At 69.2% G+C, this 26,944-nt stretch carries 19 protein-coding genes; 14 read left to right on the top strand and 5 right to left on the bottom strand.

The features are described from left to right. Positions 1-46: 46 nt before the first annotated feature. From QY917_RS09715 to QY917_RS09685, 7 genes are all read left to right on the top strand, one after another. Positions 47-6,067 (top strand): alpha-2-macroglobulin, encoded by a 6,021-nt coding sequence (locus QY917_RS09715; protein WP_302076579.1) that lies wholly within the window; start codon positions 47-49, stop codon positions 6,065-6,067. A gap of 696 nt (positions 6,068-6,763) precedes the next feature. Next, complete coding sequence (locus QY917_RS09710; protein ID WP_302079274.1) at positions 6,764-8,704, top strand: BCCT family transporter; 1,941 nt, start codon at positions 6,764-6,766, stop codon at positions 8,702-8,704. Between the two features lie 324 nt (positions 8,705-9,028). Beyond that, positions 9,029-10,069 (top strand): ABC transporter ATP-binding protein, encoded by a 1,041-nt coding sequence (locus QY917_RS09705; RefSeq protein WP_015913999.1) that lies wholly within the window; start codon positions 9,029-9,031, stop codon positions 10,067-10,069. A gap of 93 nt (positions 10,070-10,162) precedes the next feature. Then, a complete protein-coding gene (locus QY917_RS09700) occupies positions 10,163-11,458 on the top strand; it encodes an ABC transporter substrate-binding protein (protein ID WP_123675875.1) in 1,296 nt (431 codons plus the stop codon). 13 nt (positions 11,459-11,471) lie between these two features. Then, positions 11,472-12,374: a carbohydrate ABC transporter permease gene (locus QY917_RS09695; protein ID WP_123675876.1), complete on the top strand. Its 903-nt coding sequence runs from the start codon at positions 11,472-11,474 to the stop codon at positions 12,372-12,374. Positions 12,375-12,522: 148 nt separating this feature from the next. Then, positions 12,523-13,344, top strand: coding sequence for a carbohydrate ABC transporter permease (locus QY917_RS09690; protein WP_011806423.1), 822 nt, complete (start codon positions 12,523-12,525; stop codon positions 13,342-13,344). Between the two features lie 70 nt (positions 13,345-13,414). Continuing rightward, a complete protein-coding gene (locus QY917_RS09685; RefSeq protein WP_123675877.1) occupies positions 13,415-14,290 on the top strand; it encodes an endonuclease/exonuclease/phosphatase family protein in 876 nt (291 codons plus the stop codon). Between the two features lie 12 nt (positions 14,291-14,302). Here the strand turns inward: QY917_RS09685 and QY917_RS09680 are convergent, their stop codons facing one another. Next, complete coding sequence (locus tag QY917_RS09680; RefSeq protein ID WP_011806421.1) at positions 14,303-14,518, bottom strand: DUF3079 domain-containing protein; 216 nt, start codon at positions 14,516-14,518, stop codon at positions 14,303-14,305. 140 nt (positions 14,519-14,658) lie between these two features. Between QY917_RS09680 and QY917_RS09675 the strand changes: the two genes are divergently transcribed. From QY917_RS09675 to QY917_RS09645, 7 genes are all read left to right on the top strand, one after another. Then, entirely contained in the window at positions 14,659-15,036 is a 378-nt protein-coding gene (locus QY917_RS09675; RefSeq protein WP_123675878.1) for a YkvA family protein, read from the top strand. 78 nt (positions 15,037-15,114) lie between these two features. After that, positions 15,115-15,987, top strand: a complete 873-nt coding sequence (locus QY917_RS09670) for a methylglyoxal synthase (protein ID WP_123675879.1) — start codon at positions 15,115-15,117, stop codon at positions 15,985-15,987. Then, positions 15,959-18,265, top strand: coding sequence for a penicillin-binding protein 1C (gene pbpC, locus QY917_RS09665; RefSeq protein ID WP_123675880.1), 2,307 nt, complete (start codon positions 15,959-15,961; stop codon positions 18,263-18,265). Before QY917_RS09670 ends, pbpC begins: the two co-directional genes overlap by 29 nt. Positions 18,266-18,481: 216 nt before the next feature. Continuing rightward, positions 18,482-19,654 (top strand): alpha-hydroxy acid oxidase, encoded by a 1,173-nt coding sequence (locus QY917_RS09660; RefSeq protein ID WP_123675881.1) that lies wholly within the window; start codon positions 18,482-18,484, stop codon positions 19,652-19,654. Between the two features lie 157 nt (positions 19,655-19,811). Beyond that, positions 19,812-20,756, top strand: coding sequence for a DMT family transporter (locus tag QY917_RS09655; protein ID WP_123675882.1), 945 nt, complete (start codon positions 19,812-19,814; stop codon positions 20,754-20,756). A 199-nt stretch (positions 20,757-20,955) separates the two neighbouring features. Continuing rightward, entirely contained in the window at positions 20,956-22,113 is a 1,158-nt protein-coding gene (dinB, locus tag QY917_RS09650; RefSeq protein WP_302079273.1) for a DNA polymerase IV, read from the top strand. Between the two features lie 137 nt (positions 22,114-22,250). Then, on the top strand, positions 22,251-23,810 hold the full coding sequence (locus QY917_RS09645; RefSeq protein WP_123675884.1) for a PAS domain-containing methyl-accepting chemotaxis protein: 1,560 nt from the start codon (positions 22,251-22,253) through the stop codon (positions 23,808-23,810). Positions 23,811-23,930: 120 nt separating this feature from the next. Here the strand turns inward: QY917_RS09645 and queF are convergent, their stop codons facing one another. The 4 genes from queF to yaaA are packed head-to-tail and all read right to left on the bottom strand — an operon-like array spanning position 23,931 to position 26,927. Further along, the gene (queF, locus tag QY917_RS09640; RefSeq protein ID WP_123675885.1) at positions 23,931-24,776 is read right to left on the bottom strand and encodes an NADPH-dependent 7-cyano-7-deazaguanine reductase QueF; all 846 of its coding nucleotides are present in this window, start codon (positions 24,774-24,776) and stop codon (positions 23,931-23,933) included. 58 nt (positions 24,777-24,834) lie between these two features. Next, positions 24,835-25,704 (bottom strand): 2OG-Fe(II) oxygenase, encoded by an 870-nt coding sequence (locus QY917_RS09635; protein ID WP_011806412.1) that lies wholly within the window; start codon positions 25,702-25,704, stop codon positions 24,835-24,837. A 22-nt stretch (positions 25,705-25,726) separates the two neighbouring features. Continuing rightward, positions 25,727-26,113 (bottom strand): hypothetical protein, encoded by a 387-nt coding sequence (locus tag QY917_RS09630; RefSeq protein ID WP_011806411.1) that lies wholly within the window; start codon positions 26,111-26,113, stop codon positions 25,727-25,729. 31 nt (positions 26,114-26,144) lie between these two features. Then, on the bottom strand, positions 26,145-26,927 hold the full coding sequence (yaaA, locus tag QY917_RS09625) for a peroxide stress protein YaaA (RefSeq protein ID WP_173370366.1): 783 nt from the start codon (positions 26,925-26,927) through the stop codon (positions 26,145-26,147). Positions 26,928-26,944: the final 17 nt, after the last annotated feature.

The following is a 26,944-nucleotide window of genomic DNA, read 5'->3' as shown; positions in this document are numbered from 1 at the left end:
TGGAGCGCTTTGATACGCTCGGCCAAAGCACTGCAGGGGGGATCTCTTGAATACATGGATACGGTGGGTTGCCGCGGGTGGCGCACTGCTGGCGGGCGGCGCGCAGGCGCTGCAGGTGAGCAGCTTTTCGCCCCAGGGCGAGGTGGCGCAGGTGCGCCAGGTGGTGGCGCGGTTTGACGCGGCCGCCGTGCGCTTTGGCGACCCACAGGCGCCGGCTCCCTTCACGGTGCAGTGCAGCGACGCCGATGCAGCCAAGGGCACGGGCCGCTGGACGGGCGAGCGCGAATGGGTGTTCGACTTCGCGCGCGACCTGCCGCCGGGCGTGCGCTGCACGGCCACCGCCAGGTCGGGGTTCAAATCGGCCTCTGGCGCAGAGCTGTCGGGCGCGAAAAGCTATCAATTCAATAGTGGCGGCCCGTTTGTCCAGCGCATCCTGCCCGGCACCTACCAGTCCATCGACGAGGAGCAGGTGTTCGTGCTGCAGCTGAACGGCGCGGCCACGCAGGACAGCCTGCGCAGCCATGCCTGGTGCGCGCTGGACGGCGTGGGCGAGCGCGTGCCTGTGCGCCTGGTCGAAGGTGCGCAGCGCGGCGACATCCTCAAGGCCCTCGGGCTGGACAAGCGCGCCGCGCAGGCGCCGCTGCAATACGCCACGCTGGCATGCAACCGCCGCCTGACCTCGGGCACGCGCATGCAGCTTGTCTTTGGCAAGGGCGTGGCCACGCCCAGCGGCGTGGCGAACACGGTGGAAAAGCGCTTTGCCTTCCAGGTGCGCGAGCCCTTTGCCGTGGAGTTCCAGTGCGAGCGCGAGAACGCCCAGGCCGCGTGCCTGCCGATCCGTCCCATGGTGCTGTCGTTCAACGCACCCGTGTCGCGCAAGGTGGCGGCGGGCATACGTCTGAAGTCCAGCTACGAAACGCTGCTGCCGCGTTTTGAGGGCGAAGGGGAGGGCACGGCCGCGCAGCCGGGCGACACGCTGGTGAATGCCGTGCGCTTCGGCGTGCCGCTGGCCGAGAGCACGTCCTTCACGGTGGAGCTGCCGGCGGACTTTCGCGATGCCGCGGGGCGCGCGCCGCGCAATGTGGCGAGCTTCCCGCTCAAGGTGGCCACGGGCGGCATGCCGCCGCTGGCCAAGTTTGCGGCGGCGCCTTTTGGCATCGTCGAGCGCTTTGCCGAAGGCCCGGCCGAGGACCACCCGCCCGCGCTGCTGCCCGTGACGCTGCGCAAGGTGGAACCCGCGCTGCGCGTGCAGGGCCTGCAACCCGCGTCCACCCCCGAGGCGCCGGCAGGCCGGGTGCGCACGCTGCAGCCCGGCGGCGATGCGGAGATCATCGCCTGGATGCGCAAGGTGCGCCGCTACCACGGCGCGCTGGTGGAGCGTGGGCAGGCCCGCAGGGACGGCGTGAGCACCCTGCCCCAGCCGCTGCAGGGGCAGGAGAACAAGGAGTACGTGCAGACCCGCATGCTGTCGCTGCTGGCCGGCCAGAGCGGCGCCAAGGCGCTGGAGCTGCCCCGCGCCGCGGCAGCGGACCCGCGGCCGTTCGAGGTCGTGGGCATACCGCTGGCGCCGGGTTTCCATGTGGTGGAGGTGGCGTCGCAGGCGCTGGGCGGCGCGCTGCTGGACGAGCGCCACGGCGCCGGCCGCACCATGTATGTGCGCACGGCGGCGCTGGTGACCAACCTGGGTGTGCATTTCAAGCTGGGCCGCGAGAACGCGCTGGCCTGGGTGACCACGCTGGACAAAGGGCAGCCCGTGCCGGGCGCGAGCGTGCGCGTGTCCGATTGCCGGGGCCGCCTGCTGGCCCAGGCGCAGACCGATGCGCAGGGTATTGCGCGCTTTGACGGACTGTCGCCCGAGCCGCCGCGCTGCGGCGACGCAGACGGCTACGACGACTACGGCGATGGCTCGCAGGCCTACTTCGTGAGCGCGCGCCACCGCGGCGCGGACGGGGTGGAGGATCTGGCCTTTGCCTGGAGCGACTGGCAGCGCGGCATCGAGCCCTGGCGCTTCAACCTGCCCACCAGCAGCGACCCGCGCCCGGATACCGTGGCCCACACCATCTTCGACCGCACGCTGCTGCGCGCGGGCGAGACCGTGTCCATGAAGCACGTGCTGCGTCTGCAGAACCGCCAGGGCTTTGCGCTGCCGCAGGAGCGGCCGTCGGAACTGGCGATCACCCACGTCGGCAGCGGCCAGCAGTTCACCCAGCCGCTGCAGTGGCGCAAGACGGGCACGGGCGGTCTGTCGGCCACCAGCGAGTTCGCGGTGCCGCCGGCCGCCAAGCTGGGCCTGTACCAGGTGGAACTGCGCGGCGCTGACGTCAATGGGGGCGAGCGCTCGTTCGAGTCCGGGAGCTTCCGCGTGGAAGAGTTCCGCCTGCCGGTGCTGGAAGGGCGTATCGCGCCCGCGGACAGCAAGCCGCTGGTGCGCGTGCGCTCGGTGCCGGCCGACGTGCGGGTGGGCTACGTGTCTGGCGGCCCTGCCGGCCAGTTGCCAGTGCGCGTGTCGGCCATGGTGCGCGGCAAGTTCCTGCAGTTCGGCGACTTCGACGCCTTCAGCTTCCAGCCGCCCCGCAAGCGCGGCGCGCAGGCGGGCGATGACGACGAGGAGCCCGCGGCGCGGCAGGACACGCGCGTGGTGGCCGACAAGCTGGCGCTCACGCTGGACAAGAGCGGCGCGGGTCGCGTGACCATCGAAGAACTGCCCCCGGCCCGCCAGGCGCAGGACCTGGTGCTGGAGGCCACCTATGCCGACCCCAATGGCGAGGTGCAGACGGTGCGCAGCACGCACACGCTGTGGCCGGCCGCCGTGGTGGCGGGCGTGAAGACCGAGGGCTGGGCATCGGCTGCGAGCCGCGTGCGCTTCCAGGCGCTGGCGCTGTCGCTGCAGGGCCAGCCCCAGGCCGGTGTGCCCCTGGCCGTGCAGGCCATCGCGCATGTCACCACCACCAGCCGCAAGCGCATGGTGGGAGGCTTTTACAGCTACGACAACAAGACCGAGACCAAGGACCTGGGCACCGTGTGCACCGGCAAAAGCGACAGCCGCGGCCTGCTGCTGTGCGACGCCAAGCTGGACGAGCCCGGCGAGGTGGAGCTGGTGGTCACTGCGCGCGACAAGGACGGCAACGAGGCCCAGGCCGCGTCCTCCGTCTGGGTCACGCGGCGCGGCGAGCTGTGGTTTGGCGGCGAGGACCATGACCGCATCGACGTGCTGCCTGAGAAGAAGAGTTACCAGCCCGGCGAGACCGCGCGGCTGCAGGTGCGCATGCCGTTCCGCCATGCCACGGCGCTGGTCAGCGTGGAACGCGAGGGCATCATCGACACGCGCGTGGTGCAGCTCAATGGCCAGGACCCCACGGTGCAGGTACAGATCGGGCAGGACTGGAGCCCCAACGTCTACGTGAGCGTGCTGGCGCTGCGCGGGCGTTTGCGCGAGGTGCCCTGGTACAGCTTCTTCACCTGGGGCTTCAAGGCGCCGCGCGAATGGTGGAACGCCTTCTGGTACGAGGGCCGCGAGTACGTCGCCCCCACGGCGATGGTGGACCTGTCCAAGCCCGCCTACCGGCTGGGCGTGGCCGAGCTGCGTGTGGGCCATGCCGCGCACCAGATCGCGGTGCAGGTCAAGGCCGACAAGGACAGCTACCCGGTGCGCGGCAAGGCGCAGGTCACCATCACCGCCACGCTGCCGGACGGCAAGCCCGCTGCCGGCGCCGAGGTGGCGCTGGCCGCCGTAGACCAGGCGCTGCTGGAACTGATGCCCAACACCAGCTGGAACCTGCTGGAGGCCATGCTGCAGCGCCGGGCGTGGGGCGTGGAGACTTCCACCGCGCAGATGGAGATCATCGGCCGGCGCCACTACGGCAAGAAGGCCGTGCCCGCGGGCGGCGGCGGCGGCCACACGGCCACGCGCGAGCTGCTGGACACGCTGCTGCTATGGAAGCCCGCCATTCAGCTGGACGCGAACGGCCGGGCGCAGGTGACCGTGCCGCTCAACGACGCGCTCACCACCTTCAGGGTGGTGGCGGTGGCGGATGCGGGAACGGGCCTGTTCGGCACCGGCGCCACGAGCATCCGCGCCACGCAGGACCTGCAGATCATCAGCGGCCTGCCGCCGCTGGTGCGCGAGGAGGACCAGTTCCGCGCCCAGCTCACGCTGCGCAACACCACCAAGGCGGCGATGAAGGTCGAGGTCACGCCGCGTGCCACGCTGCTGCAGCTGAACCAGCAGACCGTAGAGATCCCCGCGGGCGAGTCGCGCGAGGTGGCGTGGTCCGTCACCGCGCCCGCGCAGCTGGCGCAGACGCGTGCCCAGGCGCTGCTGTGGGAGATCGAGGCGCGCGATACGGTGAGCGGCGCACGCGATGCGCTCAAGGTGACCCAGCGGCTGGTGCCGGCCGTGCCGCTGGCCGTGCAGCAGGCCACGCTGGTGCAACTGGACGGCAGCTTCCAGACGGAGGCGGCGCCGCCCGCCGGTGCGCTGCAGGGGCGCGGCGGCCTCAAGCTGGCGCTGCAGCCCCGGCTGGCCGAGGGCCTGCCCGGCGTGCGCGACTGGTGGGCCAACTACCCGTTCGCCTGCCTGGAGCAAAAGGCCAGCAAGGCCATCGGCCTGCGCGATGCCGCGCTGTGGCGCAGCGTGGCCGCGCAGATGCCCACTTACCTGGACGGCGACGGCCTGGCCTACTACTTCCCGCCGAGCGAAGGCAGCGCGAACCGGGGCAGCGACACGCTCACCGCCTACCTGCTGGCCGCCACGCACGAAGCGGCCGCGCTGTACCCCGAGTTCACGCTGCCTGTCGAAGTGCGCGAGGCCATGGAGCGCGGGCTGACGGCCTTCGTGGAAGGGCGCATCCAACGCGACTTCTGGAGCCCGCGCAAGGATATGGACCTGCGCAAGCTGGCGGCCATCGAGGCGCTGTCGCGCACGGGCCATGCCCCGGCGCGGCTGCTAGAGAGCATCACCATCGCGCCCAACCAGTGGCCGACGCACGCGGTGATCGACTGGATCAACGTGCTCAAGCGGGTGCAGGGCGTGCCGCAGCGCGAGCAGCGCCTGGCCGAGGCGATGCAGATCCTCAGGGGCCGCCTGTCCTACCAGGGCACCAAGCTGCTGTTCAGCACCGAGCAGCACGACTACTGGTGGTGGCTGATGCAGAACGGCGACGTGAACACCGCGCGCCTGATGCTGGCCGTGCTGGACGACCCCGCGTGGAAGGACGACATGGGGCGCCTGGCCAGCGGCTTCATCGCGCGCCAGCAGGGCGGCGCATGGCACACCACCACGGCCAACCTGTGGGGCGGGCTGGCGCTGGAGAAGTTCAGCGCCCGCTTTGAAGCCACGCCCGTGGCCGGCACCACCCGCGCCACGCTCGGCGGCCACAGCGCCAGCGTGGACTGGGCCAAGGTGGAGCCGGCCAAGGCCAGCGACGCCGCGGGCGCCGCGCACCAGACCCGCTGGTTCGGCGCGCCAGCGGCGCCCGGCATGCTCAAGAACAACGGCATGTTCCTGCCGTGGGGCACGGGCGCTGGCGCGGCGCAGCCGCTCGTGGTCACGCACCAGGGGCCGGGCAAGCCGTGGCTCACGCTGCAGTCGGTGGCGGCCGTGCCGCGCCAGCAGCCGTTCAGCGCGGGCTACACCCTCAAGCGCACGGTCACGCCGGTTGAGCAGGCCGACAAGGCACTGCCCGCGGGCAGCTACTCGCGCGGCGACGTGCTGCGCGTGACGCTGGAGGTGACCAGTACGGCCGACATGACCTGGGTGGCGATCACCGATCCCATCCCCGCAGGGGCGACCATCCTGGGCAGCGGCCTGGGACGCGACTCCGAGATCGCCACGCAGGGCGAAAAGCGCGAGGGCCGGGGCTGGCCCGCGTTCGAGGAGCGCGGCTTCGAGTCCTTCCGCAGCTACTACGAGTACCTGCCCAAAGGCACGGTGACGATGCAGTACACCGTGCGCCTGAACAATGCGGGCGACTTTGCGCTGCCGCCCAGCCGCGTCGAGGCACTGTACGCGCCCGAGATGTTCGGCGAGGCACCGAATGCGCGGGTGAAGGTCGAGGCGGCGAAATAGGGCAGCAGTGGCTGAGGCAATATTTGGTTGCTTCAGGCGCTGTGTTGGCGATCGGTGAGGCCGTTTACAGGCCCATTCGCGGCGCCGCCGTTGCCGGTCGCTGGCCTGGTCGGGCGTCTGGCTGCTGCCGTGCCTGCCGTTCCCTCCGCCCAGGCCGGCGCGGGCGGCGCTGCTCAGGCTGTTTACGGTCCATTGGGCGTATTTGGCGTGCGGCGCCTTGGGCAAGGCTCCGGCCTTTCGAGGTGCAGCCTTCGCCAGAGTTGACATCGAGGGGACGGTGCGGACGGGTGTGTGCAGAGGGCGCTGACGGGCGGGATGACCCCGGACGGTGGGGATGCACGGCTGTCCGCCATCCTTGGCGATGCCCAGACGTTCTCGCGCCACATTGGGTAGGTGACGGCCCGCCAGGGGCGCGTCGCTCGCACCGAGTTGGAGTACCTTGACTGACGGCGTGCGCATCGCTTCGGGGCGCTGTATGCTGACTGGCGCGTGCCGCGATGCACGCCTGCTGCTCGTCATGCACTGCTCCAAGGAGTTCCTATGTCGAATGAACGCTCCCTCTCTGGCGGTCACGGCTCTGGGCCGCAGGGGCAGCCGCCTGCGGCCGGCTCCGAGGCAGGCCCACGGTTTACGTTTTCGGCTCCGGTGGTGGTTCCGTCATTGCTGGTGCTGGGCTTGCTGCTGGTGCTGTGCGGCATGTTCCCGCAGCAGGCTGTCCGCTTTTTCACCGGTGTGCAGGTCTGGGTGGTGGGCCACTTTGACTGGTTTTACAGCGCAGCGGTAACGCTGTTCCTGGTCTTTCTGGCGCTGGTGGCGGCCAGCAGTTTTGGCGACATCCGCCTGGGCCCCGATGATGCGAAGCCCGATTTCAGCTTTCTGTCGTGGACCGCGATGCTGTTTGCCGCAGGCATGGGCATCGGGCTCATGTACTTTGGCGTGGGCGAGCCGCTGCAGCACTACATCAAACCGCCCATGGCGCCGGCAGGCACGGCCAACGCGGCGCGCGAGGCCCTGCAGTCCACGTTTTTTCACTGGGGGTTTCATGCCTGGGCGGTGTACGGCACCATGGGACTGGTGCTGGCGTATTTCGGCTTTCGCTACAACCTGCCGCTGACCATGCGGTCGGGCCTGTACCCGCTGCTGCAGCAGCGCATCAACGGGCCCATCGGACATACGGTGGATGCTTTCGCGCTCGTGGGTACCATCGCGGGCATTGCCACCACGCTGGGTTATGGCGCGCTGCAGCTGGCTGCAGGCATTGGACTGTTGACCGGCTGGGACACCAACACCGCGCTGTTTCGCGTGGCCGTGGTCGCCGTGGTGGCGATCCTGGCCGGGCTGTCAGCCGTCACGGGTTTGGACAAAGGGGTGCGCGTTCTGTCCGAGTTCAACCTGGCGCTGTCCTTCGTGCTACTGGCTTTCGTCATCGCTTTCGGGCCCACCGTCCATCTGTTCCAGGCGCTGAGCGAGAACGTCGGCAACTATTTCTCCGGCCTGGTGCAGATGTCGCTGCGCACCTTTGCCTACGAGGCACCGCAGCAGCCCGGCTGGTACGGCGACTGGACGGTGCTGTACTGGGCATGGTGGATCTCCTGGTCGCCCTTCGTGGGCATGTTCATTGCGCGCATCTCACGCGGGCGTACTGTGCGCGAATTCATCGTCGGCGTGCTGCTCGTGCCCACCGCATTCAACCTGCTGTGGATGACGGCGTTTGGCAACAGTGCCATCTGGATTGACACCCATATGGCGCAGGGCGCGCTGGCCCTGACGGCTGGTAACGTGGATGCGCTGTTGTTTCGCTTCTTCGAGTACCTGCCGTTCGTGAAAATCGTTTCGTGGCTGGCCATCGTGCTGATCTCGGTGTTCTTCATCACATCTGCCGACTCGGGCGCGTACGTGCTGGACGCGATCGCAACGCGAGGCAACCCGCGCTCGCCGGTGTGGCAGCGGCTGTTCTGGGCCGCCGTGCTGGGCGTGACGGCGGCGGTGCTGCTGGTGGCGGGCGGCCTCAAGGCGCTGCAGGCCTTGACGCTGGCGGCTGCCCTGCCCGTGGCGGCCATCATGGTGGCGCTGTGCTGGGGTCTGTGGCGCGCCATGCAGGCCGACCGCGCCCATGCCTCGCAAGATCTGGCCATGGCCACCAACTTCTGGAGCGGGCAGCACTGGCGCAAGCGGCTGGAGCAGATCGTGCACCAGCCCACGCGCGCTGACGTGCTGCGCTTCATGCAGGCCACGGTGCTGCCCGCCATGCGCGATGTGGTGGCAGAGTTGGGCCGCCGCGGCGTGCAGGCGCATGTGCAGGACGACACCGCCGTTGCCGACCCCGATGCCGCCCAGATCCGCCTGACCATCCCCATGCCCGAGCTGCGCGATTTCGTCTATGGCGTGCGCCCCGTGCGGCGCAAGCTGCCGGGCTTCATGCTGGCCGAGGTGGCGCCGCAGGACAAGGAGCGGCTCTACGTGGTGGAGCCCATCACCTTTTTTGCCGACGGGCGATCGGGCTACGACATCCAGTACCTGCGTGGCGAAGAGGTCATTGCGGACATCCTTCGGCATTACGAGCGCTATCTGTCGGCCAGTGCCAGCCAAAGCACGCAGCTGCTCAACCGCGCCCCGGGCCACGACGGGCCCGTGTGAACAGAACCCAACCCGCGTGATGGGATGCATACGCCAGACCTGCCCCTGTTCGCCACGGGCCTGAGGAAGGCTCAGCCCGAGAGAAAGGGGCGGTGTATCTGAGGTATGCAGCCAATGGGGCCCAATAGGTCCGCAGGGCCTGTGCACGAATCGCAGGTGGCTATGTGGATCGTGGCAAGTCATGCGGCCGCACCTGGCGATCACCCTCTGCATTCCCCGTTGCTGGTAATGAAAGCGCGGCGGGCAAAGGACTAGGACCGCAGGGGCCCTGGCAGTGCGCTTGTGCGTAACGCCAGCGTCACAAGCGGTCCCTACACTGCCACGATGTCACTGATCGAACTTGATGCGGTTGCCAAGTCCTGGGGGAGCACCACGGCATTGCAGTCCATGAACCTGCGCATTGAGCCCGGTTCTTTCTGCGTGCTGCTGGGACCCTCGGGCTGCGGCAAATCGACCACGCTGCGCATCATTGCGGGGCTGGAGTCACCCACATCGGGCAGCGTGCGCATCGACGGGCAGGACGTCACGCAGCTGCCGCCTGCGCGGCGCGGCATCGCGATGGTGTTTCAGAACTATGCGCTGTTTCCGCATCTGAGCGTGGCGCAGAACATCGGCTTTGGACTGGCGGTGCGCAAGGTGCCCAAGGCCGAGGCCGCGCAGCGCGTGGCGCAAGCCGCCGAGCTGCTCGGCCTGGCCCCGCTGCTGGAGCGCCGGCCCGCACAGTTGTCCGGCGGGCAGCAGCAGCGCGTGGCGCTGGGCCGCGCCCTGGTGGCCCAGGCCCGCGTGTGCCTGATGGACGAGCCGCTGTCCAACCTGGATGCGCAATTGCGCCAGGAGATGCGCACCGAGCTGCGCGAGCTGCAGCAGCGCCTGGGCCTCACCGTGGTGTACGTGACGCACGACCAGGCCGAGGCCATGAGCATGGCCGACCAGGTGGTGCTGCTGCACCAGGGGCGCGTGGAGCAGTGCGCGCCGCCGCGCGATGTGTACGCCGCACCCGCTTCCACCTTTGCCGCGCGCTTCATCGGCACGCCCGCCATGAACCTGGTGCGCCTGGAACAGGGCCGCATCGCGGGCACCGATATCGCCGTGGGTCGCACGCAGGCGCACTGGCTCGGCCTGCGTCCCGAGGCCGTGGCCCTGGACGATGGCAGCGGTGGGTCGAGCGGCGTGGCCGCCTCCGTGCACAGCCAGGAATACCTGGGCGCGGATGCCGTGCTGCGCTGCGCCATCGGCACCGAATTCATCACCGTGCGCGCGCCGGGGCAGCACGCCCCCGCAGCCAACGGCCAGGGTGTGCGCCTGCGGTGGTGCGGGCACGACCAGCATTTCTTTGACGCCCAGGGCCAGCGCCTGGCGGCTTGAGCCACTTCTTACACAGCCTGCGCCGCATGCGCGTGCACGGCGCTGCCTTTCGTTTCCTCTCCCCACTCTTTCCAGACCTCAGGAGCTTTCGCAATGCAACGCAAGATGTTTTTGAAGACCTTGGCTGCGCCCGCCCTCGCGGCCATGGCGCTGTGTGCCGTTACTGCCCATGCGCAGGCCCCGGTGGAGGTGCCGTTCTACTACCCCGTGGCCGTGGGCGGCCCCATCACCAAGGTGATCGACGGCTACGCGGCCGATTTCAACAAGGCGCATCCGCAGTACAGGGTGGTGCCCATCTATGCCGGCACGTACCAGGAGACCATCGTCAAGGCGCTCACCGCGCACAAGTCCGGCAAGGCGCCGGCCACTTCGGTGCTGCTGTCCACCGACATGTTCACGCTGATCGACGAGGACGCCATCGCCCCCATCGACGACTTCGTGAAGACCGACGCCGACCGTGCCTGGATCAAGGGCTTCTACCCGGCCTTCATGGCCAACAGCCAGACGGGCGGCAAGACCTGGGGCGTGCCGTTCCAGCGCTCCACGGTGGTCATGTACTACAACAAGGACGCGTTCAAGGACGCCGGCCTGGACCCGAACAAGGCGCCCCAGAACTGGAAGGAACTGAAGGAAGCGGCGCACAAGCTCACCAAGAAGGACGCCAGCGGCAACGTGACGCAGTACGGCATCCAGATCCCGTCCACCGGCTTTGCCTACTGGATGCTGCAGACGCTGACCACGCCCAACGACGTGCTGCTGGCCAACGGGGCCGGCACCCAGGTCACCTTCGACCACCCCAAGGTCATCGAGGCGCTGGACTTCTGGGTCAACCTGGCCAAGGAAGGCGTGCACCCCAAGGGCGTGGTGGAGTGGGGCACGACGCCCAAGGACTTCTTCGAGAAAAAGGCTGCGATCATCATCACGACCACGGGCAACCTGACCAACGTGAAGAACAACGCCAAGTTCGACTTCGGCGTGGCCCAAATTGCCGGCAACCTGCGCAAGGGCTCGCCCACGGGCGGCGGCAACTTCTACATCTTCAAGAAGGCGCCGCAAGAGCAGCAGCAGGCCGCGTTCGAGTTCGCCAAGTGGATCACCCAGCCCGAGCGCGCTGCGCAGTGGAGCATGGACAGCGGCTACGTGGCCGTGTCGCAGGCCGCCTATGACACGCCTGCCCTCAAGAAGTACGGCCAGGACTTCCCGCCCGCGCTGGTGGCGCGCGACCAACTGCCGGTATCGGTGGCCGAGTTCTCCACGCACGACAACCAGCGTGTGACCAAGGTGCTCAACGACGCCATCCAGGCCGCGCTGAACGGCACCAAGACCTCGGCGCAAGCGATGAAGGACGCTCAGCGCGAGGCCGACCGCATTCTGCGCAGCTACAAGTAAGGGCGAGCCTCCCATGCCGGTGATGCGCAGCACGCCGGATGCGGGCAGCAGCCAGCGTGCCATGCACGCCTGGCTGCTGCTGCTTCCGGCCCTGGTCCTATTGGCGGCCTTCACGCACTGGCCCACGCTGGCCACGCTGATCGATAGCTTCCATTCCACGCCCCGCGGCGGCCGTGCGGGGGTGTGGGTGGGGCTGGAGAACTATGCGGCCATGGCGGACGACCCCGTGTTCTGGCAGGCCGTGCGCAACAACCTGTGGTTCGCTGGCGCGACCATTCCGCTGTCCATCGGCTTGGCGCTGATCATGGCGCTGTGGGTGAATGAGCGCATGCCGGGACGCACGTGGGTGCGCATGGCGTACTTCACGCCCACCGTGCTGCCGATGATCGCCGTGGCCAACGTCTGGTTGTTCTTCTACACGCCGCAGTACGGGCTGCTGGAGCAGATCACCAGCCTGCTCGGGCTGCCGTCGCGCAACTGGCTGGGCGACCCGGCCACGGCGCTGGCCTGCGTCACGGTGGTGGCGGTGTGGAAGGAGGCGGGCTTCTTCATGATCTTCTACCTGGCCGCGCTGCAGACGCTGAATCCCAGCCTGAAGGAGGCCGCGGCCATCGAGGGCGCGTCGCGCTGGTACTTCTTTCGCCGCGTGCAGTGGCCGCTGCTCATGCCCACCACGCTGTTCGTGCTGGTCAATGCCGTGATCAACGCCTTCCGTCTGGTGGACCATCTCTTCATCCTCACGCGCGGCGGGCCGGACAACGCTTCCACGCTGCTGCTGTACCACCTGTACGAGGTGGGCTTCAAGTTCTGGGACACGGGCTATGCCGCGGCGCTCACGGTGGTGCTGGTGGTGGCGCTGGCCGGCGTGGCGCTGGTGCAGTTCTTCGTGTTCGACAAACGGGTGCATTACCAGTGAAACACCCCCCTGAGCGGCTGCGCCGCTTCCCCCTTCTCTCACGCTGCGCGTGGGAAGGAGGACGCTGCCCGTGCGGTGGGGCGGCCCTTGCACGGCGGCCCTGGCTTAGGTGGTGCCGGTTTCATCCCTTAGGAGGGCGCGACGCGCCATGAGAACCAATACGCTGTACCAGGTCACCCTGCTGGACACCCTGGCCGCCTGGACGCTGGCCCTGCTGTGGCTGCTGCCGCTGGCCTATGCGGTGTGGACGGCCTTTCACCCCGCGGAGTACGCCACGCGCTTCGACCTGCTGGCGCCCTGGACGCTGGAGAACTTCCGCCGCGCCTGGGAGGCCGCGCCCTTCGCGCGCTACTTCCTCAACACCACCGTGCTGGTGGCGATGATCCTGGCCGCGCAGCTGGTGCTGTCCACGCTGGCGGCCTATGCCTTCGCGCGCTATCGCTTTCGCGGCCAGAACGTGGCCTTCGCGCTGGTGCTGGTGCAGCTCATGGTCATGCCCGACATCCTGCTGGTCGAGAACTACAAGACCATGGGCCGCCTGGGCCTGGTGGATTCGCTGGTGGCCATCGGGCTGCCGTACTTCGCCTCGGCGTTTGCCATCTTCCTGCTGCGCCAGACCTTCATGGGCATTCCCAAGGAGCTGGATGAAGCCGCGCGCGTGGAGGGTGCCAGCGCCCTGCAGATCCTGTGGCGCGTATACGTGCCGCTGGCGCGGCCGGTGTACACCGCGTTTGCGCTGGTGTCGGTGAGCTTTCACTGGAACAACTTTCTGTGGCCGCTCATCATCACCAACAGCGTGGAATCCCGCCCGCTCACCGTGGGGCTGCAGGTGTTCTCGTCGGTGGAGCAGGGCGTGGAATGGTCGCTCATCACCGCGGCCACGCTGATGTCCACCGCGCCGCTGCTCATCGGGTTCATACTCTTTCAGCGCCAGTTCGTGCAAAGCTTCATGCGCGCGGGCATCAAGTAGCAATTCAAACCAAATCAGCCTCCAGCGCCCGTGCAGCAAGCGCGAGCAGCTCTGTTTTCAGGAGTAAACCATGCAGCTCGTCACCTGGAACACCCAGTGGTGCCGCGGCCTGGACGGCCGCGTGGACCCCGCGCGCATCGTGCAATACGCATTGGCGCTGGGCGACGTGGATGTGCTGTGCCTGCAGGAGATCGCGGTGAACTACCCCGGCTTGGCCGGTGCGCCCGGCGACCAGGTGGCGCAGGTGCAGTCCGCGCTGCCCGCAGGCTGGCAGGTGTTCTTTGGCGCGGCGGTGGATGAGTGGACCGCCGCGGGCCGCCAGCGCTTTGGCAACCTGATCGCCACGCGCCTGCCCGTGATGCAGCTGCAGCACCACCCGCTGCCATACCCGCCCGATGCCGGCGTGCGCAGCATGCCGCGCCTGTGCAGCGTGCTCACCGTGCAGGACCCCGCGCTAGGCCCGGTGCGCGTGATGACCACGCACCTGGAGTACTACTCCAAGCCCCAGCGCATGGCGCAGGCGTTGGCGCTGCGTGCGCTGCACCTGCAGGCCTGCGCGCAGGCTGCGCAGCCGCCGCAGGGCCTGGCCGACGGCTCGCCGTTCCAGCCCAAGGCGCACACGCCCCATGCCGTGCTGTGCGGCGACTTCAACCTGCAGGCGCACGAGCCTGAATACGCCGTGCTGGCCGCTGCGCTGGCGGACGAGGAGGGCGCGACCATGGGTCAGGCGGGCCAGCCCCCGTTGTGGGATGCATGGCGACTGCTGCACCCCGGCACGCCGCAGCCGCCCACGTTTTGCGTGTTCGACCAGACCTATGCGCCGCAGCCGCTGGCCTGTGACTTCATCTGGGTCAGTGATTCGCTGAGGAGCCGGGTGCGCGCGGTGCGGGTCGATGGCGTGACGCAGGCATCAGACCACCAGCCCGTGCTGCTGGAGCTGGAATGAGTGGCCGCGCGGTCAGGCCGGCTGTGATGCGGCGGGCTGCTGCTGTGCAGGCGCCTCGCCGGCCGAAGGCGGCTCCCACTCGGCCCAGTCGGGGCCGAACAGCTCCGCCGGATGCTGGCTGCGTTCCGATCCGTTGCCGCACTGCATGGCATCGGCGGCGCAGTAGCGGTCGCAGCCCCAGCACGTGCGTTCGGGATGTGCGGGGTTCAGCGGAAACTTCTTGGCCATGGGGCAGGGCAGTTATCAAGGGGAAGCAGTCACTGTCGTCACCCGATCCCGGTAGGGTTTTGATGTACATCAAGCCATTTCCGCGCGGGGCAGCTCGTACGATGCAGCCCTTTCGCTGAATCACCCCCCCTGAACACGCCATGGGACTGCTGCAAACCGCCAAGCAATGGGCGCGTGCGCTCAAGCGCGACGTGCTCGTCGTCTACCTGGCCGCGCGCGATCCGCGTACCCCCGGGGCGCTGCGTCTGCTGGCGCTGGCCGTGGCCGCCTATGCGCTGAGCCCCATTGACCTGGTGCCCGATTTCATTCCCGTGCTGGGCTATCTGGACGATCTGCTCATCGTGCCCCTGGGCCTGGCCCTGGTGCTGCGCCTGCTGCCGCGGCCGGTGCTGCTGGCCGCGCGCGAGCGTGCCGCGCGAATGCTGGCGCGCCCGCGTAGCTGGCTGGCCGCGGCGCTCATCATCATGCTGTCGGTGCTGCTGGCTGTGCTGCTCTTCGCCTGGTGGCGTGGCCGGTAAGGCCGCGGCAGCGGTGGCGTGTGCGGCTGCGACTATGCTCGGCAGTTGTCCCTCTTCTTCGTCTGAAAGCCTTTGCACATGCTGATGGGTCTAGCCGCCAACCGTTTGCACCACCATACCGAAGACGGTGCGCTGTTCGCCTTCCTGCGCGCCTGCGAGGCGGGCATACGCGAACTGCGGCTGGGCCTGCACACCGTGGGCCGCACCCATGATGCGATCGCCGCCGCCGGCATGCTGCAGGGCTACCGACCGCTGGTGCGCTACCCCTATGGGCGCGAGGGCGGGCTGATGAAGCTCGTGGCCGAGGTGGTGGGCATGCCCGAGCCGGGCCGCACGCTGGACGGCGCCATCTACCTCATCGACCCGGTGGATCCGTCGTCCATCTTCCCGGAGGCGCTGGCGCTCAAGCGCCAGTGCGTGATTCACGGCAAGCCGTTCCTGTCTACCGTGGCCAGCGCGCGCGACTGGGTGGAGATGGAGCGCATGCATGCCGGCCTGCCGGTCGACCGCAACGCCGACCGCTTCCATGACTACGGCGCGCAGACGCTGGCGCTGATCGCCCACGATGCGATGAAGTCCGCCATGCTGGACTTTGCGGCGCGCAACTTCGAGCTGCTCTCGCGCTTTCGCCAGCGCGTGGCCACGGGCACCACGGGCCAACGCCTGAACGAGCTGGCCTGGGCGCGCGGCTGGCCCGCCGATACGCCCTGGGTGCAGCGCTTCAACAGCGGCCCGCTGGGCGGCGACGCGCAGATTGCCGACTGGGTGCTGCAGCGGCGCTGCCACCGCGCCATCTTCTTCGAGGACCCGCACGTGGCGCGCCAGCACGAGGCCGACATCCAGTTGCTGGAGCGCGCCGTGACCACCGCCACGCACGACGCGGTATGCACCACCTCGCCGCAGGTGGCGCAGCGCTGGTGCGATGCGGCCGCACTGCGCGCCACGCGGTGACGCGTCTGTGAGGTGGCAACGCGCCCTCGCGGCGGCGTGTCTGGCGCTGGCCAGCACCGTCAGCCTGGCGCTGCCCACGTTCGATGAGGTGCGCGCCGATTTCCGCTCGTCCGAGACCCTGGTGCTCTCGCGTGAGGGTGAGGTGCTGCAGCGCCTGCGTACCGACGCCACCGTGCGCCGCGGCCAGTGGCTGGGCCTGGCCGATGTGTCGCCCGCGCTGCGCCAGGCGCTGGTGCTGAGCGAGGACCGGCGCTTTTACGAACACAGCGGCGTGGACTGGGCCGCGGTGTCGGCCGCCGCCTGGGGCAACCTGTGGAACCAGCGCACGCGCGGCGCCAGCACGCTGACCATGCAGCTCGCGGGGCTGCTCGACGGCCCGGATGCCGATTTCTTGCGCCAGGGCCCCGGTGGGCGCAGCGTGCCGCAGAAGCTGGGGCAGGCCGTGGCCGCGCAGGTGCTGGACCGCCGCTGGCGCAAGGACCAGATCCTGGAGGCATACCTGAACCTGGTGCCGTTTCGCGGGGAGATCGTGGGCATCGACGCGCTGGCGCGCACTCTGTTCGGCAAGGCCGCGCACGGCCTGGATGAGCGCGAGGCCGCCGTGGCCGCGGCCCTGGTGCGCGCGCCCAATGCGCGGCCCGCATTGGTGGCCCGGCGCGCCTGCGGCGTGCTGCGCGACATGCGACGGGCGGGCCACAGCGGCGCGCAGGGTGCCGATTGCGACGCGCTGGACCTGTTCACCACCGCCGCGTTGCAGCGCCGCGCGTTCGACGCCAGCGAGGGCATCGCGCCGCACTTTGCGCGCCAGCTGCTGCGCCAGGCTGGGCGCGCGCACGAGCGCGTGTCGCAAGATGGTGCATCGCGGGATGGCACTGCCGCGCAGCGCGTGCGCTCCACGCTCAGCGCGCCGCTGCAGCGCATGTCGGTGGACACGCTCACGCGCCACCTGCGCGAGCTGCGCGGGCGCAACGTGGAAGACGCCGCGCTGGTGGTGCTGGACAACGCCACGGGCGAGGTGCTGGCCTGGGTGGGCTCGTCCGGCCCCTTGAGCCAGGCGGCCGAGGTGGATGGCGTGCTGGCCCTGCGCCAGCCTGGCTCCACGCTCAAGCCCTTCCTGTACGCGCAGGCGATTGCCGAGCGGCGGCTCACGGCCGCCTCGCTGGTGCACGATTCGCCCGCGCACATCGCCACCGCCGGCGGGCTGTACATCCCGCAAAACTACGACCGCCAGTTCAAGGGCTGGGTGTCCGCGCGCACCGCGCTGGCCGCCTCGCTGAACGTGCCGGCGGTACGCACGCTGGTGATGGTGACGCCCGACGCCTTCTTCGAGCAACTGCGGCGCCTGGGGCTGCCGCTGACTGAGTCCGGCGGCTACTACGGCTACAGCCTGGCGCTGGGCAGCAGCGAGGTGCCGCTGCTGCACCTGACCAATGCCTACCGTGCGCTGGCCAACGGCGGGCGCCTGAGCCCCGTGGCCTATGCGCCTGCGCAGCGCCCGGCGTTCACGCCGGCGCTGGATGCCGGCGCGGCCTTCATCGTGGGGGACATCCTGTCGGATGCCAACGCGCGCGTGCGCACCTTTGGCACCGACAGCGTGCTGGCCACGCGCTTCTGGACGGCGGTGAAAACCGGCACCAGCAAGGACATGCGCGACAACTGGGCCGTGGGCTGGTCGCAGCGCTACACCGTGGGCGTGTGGGTGGGCAACGCCAGCGGCGCCGCTATGCATGACGTGAGCGGCACCAGCGGCGCAGCGCCCATCTGGGCCGAGGTCATGGGCTGGCTGCATCGCAGCACGCCCAGCCGCGCGCCGCGCCCGCCACAGGGCCTGGTGCGGCAGGCGGTGCGCTTCGGGCCGGGCGACGGCGGCCAGCCGCTGGAGGGTGCGCGGCAGGAGTGGTTCATGGGCGGCACGCAGCAAGCGTTATTTGCTATTGAAAGTGAAGCTGGTGGCGCAAGCGAGACGGGCGTTACAGGCACAAATGATGCAAGTCCTGAGGCGGTAGCGGCGCGCATCCTGGCGCCGGCGTCGGGCACCGTGGTGGCGCTGGACCCGGACATTCCGCCCGCGCACCAGCGCCTGCAATTCACGGCGGGCGGTGTGGGCCGCGCGGCGGTGCGCTGGCGCATCGACGGGCGGATGGCCGGCAGCGGCGCGCAGTGGGCATGGCTGCCTTGGCCGGGCCGCCACCGCGTGGAGCTGGTGGACGCCCAGGGTAAGGTACTGGACCAGGTGCAGATCGAGGTGCGCGGCGCGGGCGTGCGGGCGCGGCGCTGACGCAGCGGCACGTGCGAGCCCGGCGCCTGGCGCCCGCGCCCGCGCTGCAAAATTTTCACAGTGCGCTCAAATCCTTCAAGCACGCGGCGCCGGGCTGGGACTACGATCCACGGTTTTCCGTCAACGCACTCACCAAGAGCCTGCCGGACTGGGAAGGCGCCGGCCATTCGCTGGCGCTCCAGGCGCGGTACGCTCGCACAGCCCGAGGGATTTGCCGTGGCCGACCTGTCCAAAATCACCTGCATCGAAGACCTGCGCGTGGTCGCTGAACGCCGCGTGCCGCGCATGTTCTATGACTACGCCGACTCGGGCGCCTGGACCGAGGGCACCTACCGCGCCAACGAAGACGACTTCCACCCCATCAAGCTGCGCCAGCGCGTGGCGGTGAACATGGAAGGGCGTACCACGGCCACCACGCTGGTGGGGCAGCAGGCCAAGATGCCCGTGTGCATCGCGCCCGTGGGCCTCACAGGCATGCAGCATGCCGACGGCGAGATCCACGCCGCGCGCGCGGCCGAGAAGTTCGGCATTCCGTTCACGCTGTCCACGATGAGCATCTGCTCCATCGAGGACATTGCCGAGAACACCAGCGCGCCGTTCTGGTTCCAGCTGTACATGATGCGTGACCGCGATGCCATGGCCCGCATGATCCAGCGCGCCAAGGACGCCAAGTGCAGCGCCCTGGTACTCACGCTGGACCTGCAGGTGATCGGCCAGCGCCACAAGGACATCAAGAACGGCCTGACCGCGCCGCCGAAGCCCACGCTGGCCAACATCATCAACCTCATGACCAAGCCCCAGTGGTGCCTGGGCATGGCCGGCACGCGCCGGCGCACCTTCCGCAACCTGGTGGGGCATGTGAAGGGCGTGTCGGACATGAGTTCGCTCGCCGCCTGGACCAACGAGCAGTTCGACCCGCGCCTGTCCTGGGCCGACGTGGCCTGGGTGAAGGAGCAGTGGGGCGGCAAGCTGATCCTCAAGGGCATCATGGTCGAGGAGGACGCGCGCCTGGCCGTGCAGCACGGCGCCGACGCCATCGTGGTCAGCAACCACGGCGGGCGCCAGCTGGACGGCGCGCCGTCCGCCATCCACGCGCTGCCAGCCATCGTGGATGCCGTGGGCTCGCAGACCGAGGTGTGGATGGACGGCGGCATCCGCAGCGGCCAGGACGTGCTCAAGGCCTGGGCGCTGGGCGCGCGCGGCACCATGATCGGCCGCGCCATGGTGTACGGCCTGGGCGCATTCGGCGAGGCGGGCGTGACCAAGGCGCTGCAGATCCTCCACAAGGAGCTGGACGTGACCATGGCCTTCTGCGGCCACACCAACATCCAGAACGTGGACCGCTCCATCCTCGTGCCCGGCACCTATCCCACCGCGCCGCAGAGCTGACGCGCACTATTGTTTTAATTGCTGCTGGCGCTTGGTAGATAAGCGCTGGCGGCCGATTTGGCTTCGGGTATTCAGGATGGCCATCGCCATGGGCTGAGGCGCCCCTCGCCAATCGCAGGGGCTGCGCGGCGATGGCGCTGGCTATGCTCGGCGGCGCATGACCTCCTCCCTGACCGCCGTTGCACCCTGGCTCTGGGTGCCCGTGGTGCTGTTTGCCGCGCTGGCGCAGACCGTGCGCAACACCGCGCAGCGCTCCCTGACCGCCGAGCTGGGCACGCTGCCCGCCACGCTGGTGCGCTTTCTCTACGGCCTGCCGTTTGCCGGCGTGTGGCTGGCGTTGCTGTACGCCTGGCCCGCGCAGCCGCCGGCCGTGCCGCATTTCAGCGCCGCCTACCTGGGCTGGATCGCGCTGGGCGCGTTCTTCCAGATCGCGGGCACGGCTTTCCTGCTGCTGGCCATGGCCGAGCGCAACTTCGCCGTGGCCGTGACCCTGTCCAAGACCGAGGTGCTGCAGGTGGCGCTGTTCGCCAGCGTGTTCCTGCACGAACTGCCCACGCCGCTCGCGCTGCTGGCGATGGTGGTGGCCACGCTGGGCGTGCTGCTGCTGTCGCTGCCCCCGCGCGGACAGCTGCTGTCGCCTGCAGCCTGGCTGAGCCGCCCGGCCCTCTATGGCCTGGCCTGCGGCGCCAGCTTTGCGATCGCCTCGGTGGGCTTTCGCGGCGGGGCGCTGGCGCTGGGGGCCGAGACGCCGTGGCTGTCGGGCGCCTGGGGCGTGCTGATCGCGCAGACGCTGCAGACGCTGGGCCTGGGCGCCTGGGTGGCGCTCAAGACCGAGCGGGGCCTGGCGCCGCTGTGGCCGGCGTGGCGCATGTCGCTGGTGGCGGGCAGCATGGGTGCGGCCGCGTCGCTGGCGTGGTTCACCGCCTATGCCATGCAGACCACGGGCGCAGTGCGCACGCTGGGCATGGTGGAGGTGGCGTTCAGCTACCTGGTGTCGCGCCGCCTGTTCAGCGAGTCTTTCACGCGGCCCGAGAAGATCGGCATGGCGTTGATGCTGGTGGGGTTGGTGCTGATCTGCTCGCAAATTGGATCACCTCCCTGAGTCGCTTCGCGCCTTCCCCCCGCTCTCGCATTGCTGCGCAATGCGGGCAGGGGGACGCCACCAGCGCGGCGGGGCGGCCCTTGCGCGGTGGCCCACGCCGGGGGGCGCGCCAGTTTCCTAGGCGGCACGACTCGCGCAGCGCGCGACAATTGGCGCCGTGACCGCTACTGCCTCTGATCGCCGCATCGCCCACCTCGACATGGATGCGTTCTACGCCTCCGTCGAACTCCTGCGCTACCCGCAACTCAAGGGGCTGCCCGTGGTGATCGGTGGCGGCCGGCGCCCGCAGGACGAAGCGCTGACCGCTGCCTACGCCGGGCGGCTGGGGGATATTCCGGTGGCGGCGTTTGCGCTGCTGAAGGACTACGCGGGCCGCGGCGTGATCACCACCGCCACCTATGCGGCGCGCCAGTTCGGCGTGGGCTCGGCCATGGGGTTGATGAAGGCCGCGCGCCTGTGTCCGCAGGCCGTGCTGCTGCCGGTGGACTTTGCTGCCTACCGTCGCTACTCCAGGCTTTTCAAAGAGGTAATCCTCTCCATCGCGCCGGTCATGGAAGACCGCGGCGTGGACGAGGTGTACATCGACTTTACGCAAGTGCCCGGCGGCCAGCGCGACGGCGGGCGGGTGCTGGCGCGGCTGATCCAGAAGAGCATCTTCGACGCCACGGGGCTGACCTGCTCGATCGGCGTGGCGCCCAACAAGCTCATCGCCAAGATGGCGAGCGAGTTCAACAAGCCCAATGGCATCTCCATCGTGCAGCCAGGCGACCTGCAAGACCTGATCTGGCCGCTGGACTGCCGCAAGATCAACGGCGTGGGCCCCAAGGCCGAGGCCAGACTGCTCGCCCACGGCATCCGCACCATTGGCGAACTGGCCCAGCGGCCGCTGCCGTGGCTGATGCAGCAGTTCGGGCGTTCCTACGGTGCCTGGCTGCACGACGCGGCCTGGGGGCGCGACGAGCGCGCGGTGGTGACCGAGAGCGAGCCCGTCTCCATGAGCCGCGAAACCACCTTTGAGCGCGACCTGCACGCGGTGCACGACCGGGCAGAACTGGGCCGCATCTTCACCGCACTGTGCGAGCAGGTGGCGGGGGACCTGCAGCGCAAGGGCTACGCGGGCCGCACCATCGGCATCAAGCTGCGCTACGACGACTTCAAGATCGCCACCCGCGACCAGACGGTGGCGGACTTCACCCAGGACGCGGCCACCATCCGCCGCGTGGCGGGCCTGTGCCTCAAACGCGTGCCCTTGACCAAGCGCCTGCGCCTGCTGGGCGTGCGCGTGGGCAACCTGCTGCCCCAGGCAGCCGTTGCCCAGCAGGCGGCGGGTTGGGGTGAAAGCGCGCCGTTGTTCTGATCGGGGCGGGATGTCGCACCATGTTGGTGCGAATTTGCTTGACGTAAATCTAGGGGGTAATTCATAAAAGTTACACTCGTTTACTCACATTCCTGACGGCCCCGCATAGGGGCCGTTCGTCCTTTCAGAGGTTCTGCATGCGTGTGAACGTCCCGGTCACGGGCCGCGGGTATGACTATCCCGCCGATGAGTTGCTGGTGTCTCTCACCAATACCCGGGGTGAAATCACCCACTGCAATCCCGCGTTTGCGCGGGTGAGCGGCTATTCCCATGAAGAACTCATGGGCCAGCCGCACAACCTCGTCCGCCATCCCGACATGCCCCCGGCGGCCTTCAAGGACCTGTGGTCCACCATCGGCCGCGGCAAGCCCTGGACGGGGCTGGTCAAGAACCGCCGCAAGAACGGCGACCACTACTGGGTGCGCGCCAACGTGGTGCCGGTGCTGGAACGCGGCAAGCCCGTGGGCTACATGTCGGTGCGGGTGAAGCCATCGGCCGACGAGGTGGCCGCGGCCGACGCTCTGTATGCGCGCATGCGCGCCGAGGCACAGTCCGGCCGCGTCACGCTGGTGCTGCGCGAGGGCGAGCTGCTGCACGCCGGCGCACGCGGCTGGGTGGAGCGTCTGGTACGCCTGGGTCTTACGGCCCGCATGGCCCTTACGTTGGCGGTGCTGTCCATCGCGGTACTGTTGCCCGACGCGCTGGGCCTTGCGGGCTGGGCGGCCGTGGCATGGCGGGCCGCCGCGCTGGGGCTGGGCGCGGGCGTCATGCTGAACTACTTTCACCGCCACTTCTCGACCGCGCTGGAGGAGGCCGAGCGGTTTGCCGGCGACATCGCGGGCTGCAACCTGGCCACCACGGCGCGCACCGACTATTCGGCGTCGCTGGGCGCGCTCATGCGCCGTCTGGTGCAGATCCAGATCAACCTGCGTGCTGTGGTGGGCGATGTGCGCACCGAAGTGCAGGGCTTTTCTTCCGCCGCCACGCAGGTGGCGCAGGGCGGACGCGAACTGTCGGCGCGCACCGAAGCGCAGGCCGGCAGCCTGCAGCAGACTGCAGCCGCCATGGAGGAACTGGCCAGCACCGTGGCCCACACGGCGGATGCGGCGGCGCAGATGGCGAGCGAGAGCGAGCGCAATATGGCCGTGGCCAGCCGCGGCGGCGCCGCCATCGCCGAGGTGGCGCAGTCCATGGAGCACATCCGCCGCTCGTCGGCGCGCATGGGCGAGATCATCGGCGTGATCGAGAGCATTGCCTTCCAGACCAACCTGCTGGCACTCAACGCCGCGGTGGAGGCCGCGCGTGCGGGCGAGCAGGGCCGCGGCTTTGCCGTGGTGGCGGGCGAGGTGCGCGCGCTGGCGCAGCGCAGTGCCACCGCCGCCAAGGAGATCAGCGGCCTGATCGGCCAGACGGTGGATGGCATCGCCGATGGCAACCGGCGCATGGCGCAGGCGGGCCGCACCATCGAGGAGATGGTGGATGCGGTGCGGCGCGTGAGCACCCAGGTGCAGGAGATCACGACCGCCACGCGCGAGCAGTCCGAAGGCATCGGCCAGGTGAACGAGGCCATCGTCCAGCTCGACAGCGTGACGCAGCAGAATGCCGCGTTGGTGGAGGAGTCGGCCGCCGCGGCCCAGGCGCTGCGCGCAGGCGTGACCTCGTTGGGCCGCAGCGTGGATGTGTTCCGCCTGGGCTGACGGGCTGTCCAGCGCGTGGCGCTTTCGGTGAAAGGCACGCGCGGCTACTGGCTGCATGGGGCCGTGGCGGTGCCGGGCCCTGTGCTGCTACGGGCGCGCTGCTGCCCTGCCAGGGCCGCTTTATTGCCGCGCGGTGCGCACGTTGCGCGGCAGCTGCTGCGGGTGGCTGGTGCGCAGGGGGTTGATGTCCAGCCCGCCGCGGCGTGTGTAGCGCGCGTACACGGCCAGCTTGATGGGGCGGCAGCGCGTCCAGATGTCCATGAAGATGCGCTCCACGCACTGCTCGTGGAATTCGTTGTGGTTGCGAAAGCTCACCAGGTACTGCAGCAGGCCGGCCTGGTCGATCTGCGCGCCGCTGTAGGTGATCTGCACGCTGCCCCAGTCGGGCTGGCCGGTCACCAGGCAGTTGCTCTTGAGCAGGTGGCTGACCAGCGTCTCGGTCACCGGGGCCTCGTCATGGTGGGCGGCCAGCAGCTCGGGTGCGGGCTGGTAGCGCGTGCATTCCACGTCCAGGCGGTCCAGCAGCAGGCCGTCCAGCTCGTGGATGGGCTCGCGGTCGAAGGCCTCGGGCAGCAGCAGCGTCACGCCCACGGTGCCGGGATGCTCGGCGCCGCGCCACACGGCTTCGCTCACGTCGGCGCGGATGCGCGCACGCACTTCGGCCTCGCTGGCAAAGCGGGTGTTGTTGAAGCTGTTCAGGTACAGCTTGAACGACTTGCTCTCGACGATGTGGGGCGTCTCGCAGGGCACGGTGATGTGGGCGATGGCCACCTGCGGCTTGCCGCGCAGGTTGAGCCACGACAGCTCGAACGCCGTCCACAGGTCCGCGCCGAAGAAGGGGGCGTTGCCGTCGATGCCGATCTCGGCGCGCTTGTCCGCGCGCGGAATGGGAAACAGCAGCGACGCGTCGTACTGGTCGGCATAGGCCGAGGCCTTGCCGAGCTGGGAGTGTTCCGGGGTGTTCATGGTGTGCTATGGATTGGATAGCTGCTAGCGCTTATCGAATAAGCGCTAGAGGCTCATTTCATTTGAATTCCCGTTCGCGCAGCCATTTGGTGGCGATCCACTTCTCGCCCTCGATCACCGAGGCGCCGCCGTGCAGCGTGCGCGTGCTGGGGTGGGGCCGCTCGTAGCTGAAGAACACCGCATTACCCTGGCGCGGCGCCACCTCCAGGGGCACGTCGGGGAAGGTGGTGCCGCCGCCCTTGAGCGGGTTGTTCAGGTAGATCACCAGCGTTGCCACGCGCTGGCCGCCGCGGCGCACGATGGTGGAGGTGCCGGGCTGGTCGGGGTCGAAGTAGTCGTAGTGCGGCTTGTATTCCGCGCCGGGGCGGTAATGCAGCACCTGCAGGCCTTCGCCGTTCTGGATGGGCCAGCGCACCAGGCGGGCGATGCGCTCTTCCAGCCGCTGCACCACCGGCGTCTCGCCGCGCTGAAAGAACATGCCGTCGCTGGTGCGGTCCGCGTTCACCTCTTCGCCGCCGGTGGTGGTCTGCACGGTGAGCGAGCGCGCCATGCGTGGCTGTGCAGCGTCGATGATGGCCTGGCATTCCTCGGGCGACAGCAGGTTGCCGAACAGCACCACGCGCGGGTGGGCCATCGACATCAGCACCTCGACCTGGCGGTCGCCCACGTCGATGAAGAGCGGCGCGTCGGCGATGTCGGGCTCGGGCACCGGCACGGCGGGCGGCAGGCCTTGCGGCTGCACCGCGCCGTCCAGATGCGCGCGCAGTACCTCCTCCACCGCGCGCACGGCAACGCTATCGGCCCAGCCCGCGTTGCGCATGGCCTCGATCAGTGCGGGCGTGGCGATGCCGGCGCCGGACTGGTCGAGGATCCACTGGCGCAGCTCGGGCGTAACGGACTGGGAGGAGGCGAAGCTGTGATCAGGCATGGGCTTTCGTTGGGGCAGGGTTTCAGGTGCGCTTGAGGCCCAGCACCTGCAGTTCGGCATCGCTCAAGCGCGACAGCACGTCGCTGCGCAGCGTCTGCAGGCGCTGGTGGTGGCGAAAGTCCAGGTCTACACCCTGCAGCGGCTGCACGCCGTCGGACGCGAGCGCATAAGCCTCGCCGGCTGTCTCGTTCACCAGCAGCCACATGCGCCGCACCTGGCCCCGCTGGCCGCCATGCGTGTGCTGGGCGGCAAACGCCTCCGCATCGGCGCGCCGGGTGAAGGTGGCTTTCAGGAATTCTTCACGCATGAACGTGATCCACACGCCCCAGCCTTCGCGCACGGTGGCCTCGAAGGGCTGGTCGACGGCTTGGGTGGCGGGGTAGTGCGCGGTTTCGACGGCGTGGTTCATGGGGGGCGTCCAGGAAAGGAGGGGAACCCGTCTAGCTGCCGGCGGCGTGGCGGCGGAACACGAGCCGGTCGGGCTGGGACGAGGCCGGGTGGAAAGCATAGCCTTCCAGGTCGAATTCCTCCAGCCGCCGCGGGGTGGCCGCGCGCTGCTGGATGGCCCAGCGCGCCATCAGGCCGCGCGCGCGCTTGGCGTAGAAGCTGATGATCTTGTACTGGCCGGCCTTGTGGTCCTCGAACACGCATTCGATCACGCGCGCCTTGAGCACCTTGCGGTCCACGGACTTGAAGTACTCCTGCGAAGCCAGGTTGACCACCACCGGCGTGGCGTCCGCGGCCAGTCGCTGGTTCAGGTGTTCGGCGATGCGCGCGCCCCAGAACTGGTAGAGGTTGGCGCCGGCATCGGTCGCCAGGCGCGTGCCCATCTCCAGGCGATAGGGCTGCATGCGGTCCAGCGGTCGCAGCACACCGTACAGGCCGCTCAGGATGGCGACATGCTGCTGCGCCCACTGCAGGTCTTCGAGGGAGAGCGACTGCGCCTGCAGCCCTTCGTACACGTCGCCGTTGAAGGCCATCACGGCCTGGCGCGCGTTGGCGGCCGTGAAGCGCGGCTGCCAGGCCGCATAGCGCGCCACGTTGAGGGCGGCCAGCGGGTCGCTGATCGACATCAGCGCGGCCACTTCCTGCGGCGACTTCTCGCGCAGCACCGCGATCAGGCGCTGTGCGTCGGGCACGAACGCGGGCAGCGTGTGCGGCAGGCCGGCGGGCAGGGGGGTGTCGTAGTCCAGCGACTTGGCGGGCGACAGCAGGAACAGCACGGTCATTACTCCCAATG

The sequence above is a fragment of the Diaphorobacter sp. C33 genome (assembly GCF_030503915.1).
Lineage (GTDB): Bacteria > Pseudomonadota > Gammaproteobacteria > Burkholderiales > Burkholderiaceae_C > Diaphorobacter > Diaphorobacter nitroreducens.
The sequence above is the reverse complement of the archived record's forward strand: the minus strand, read 5'-3'. Positions and strand labels throughout refer to the sequence as shown.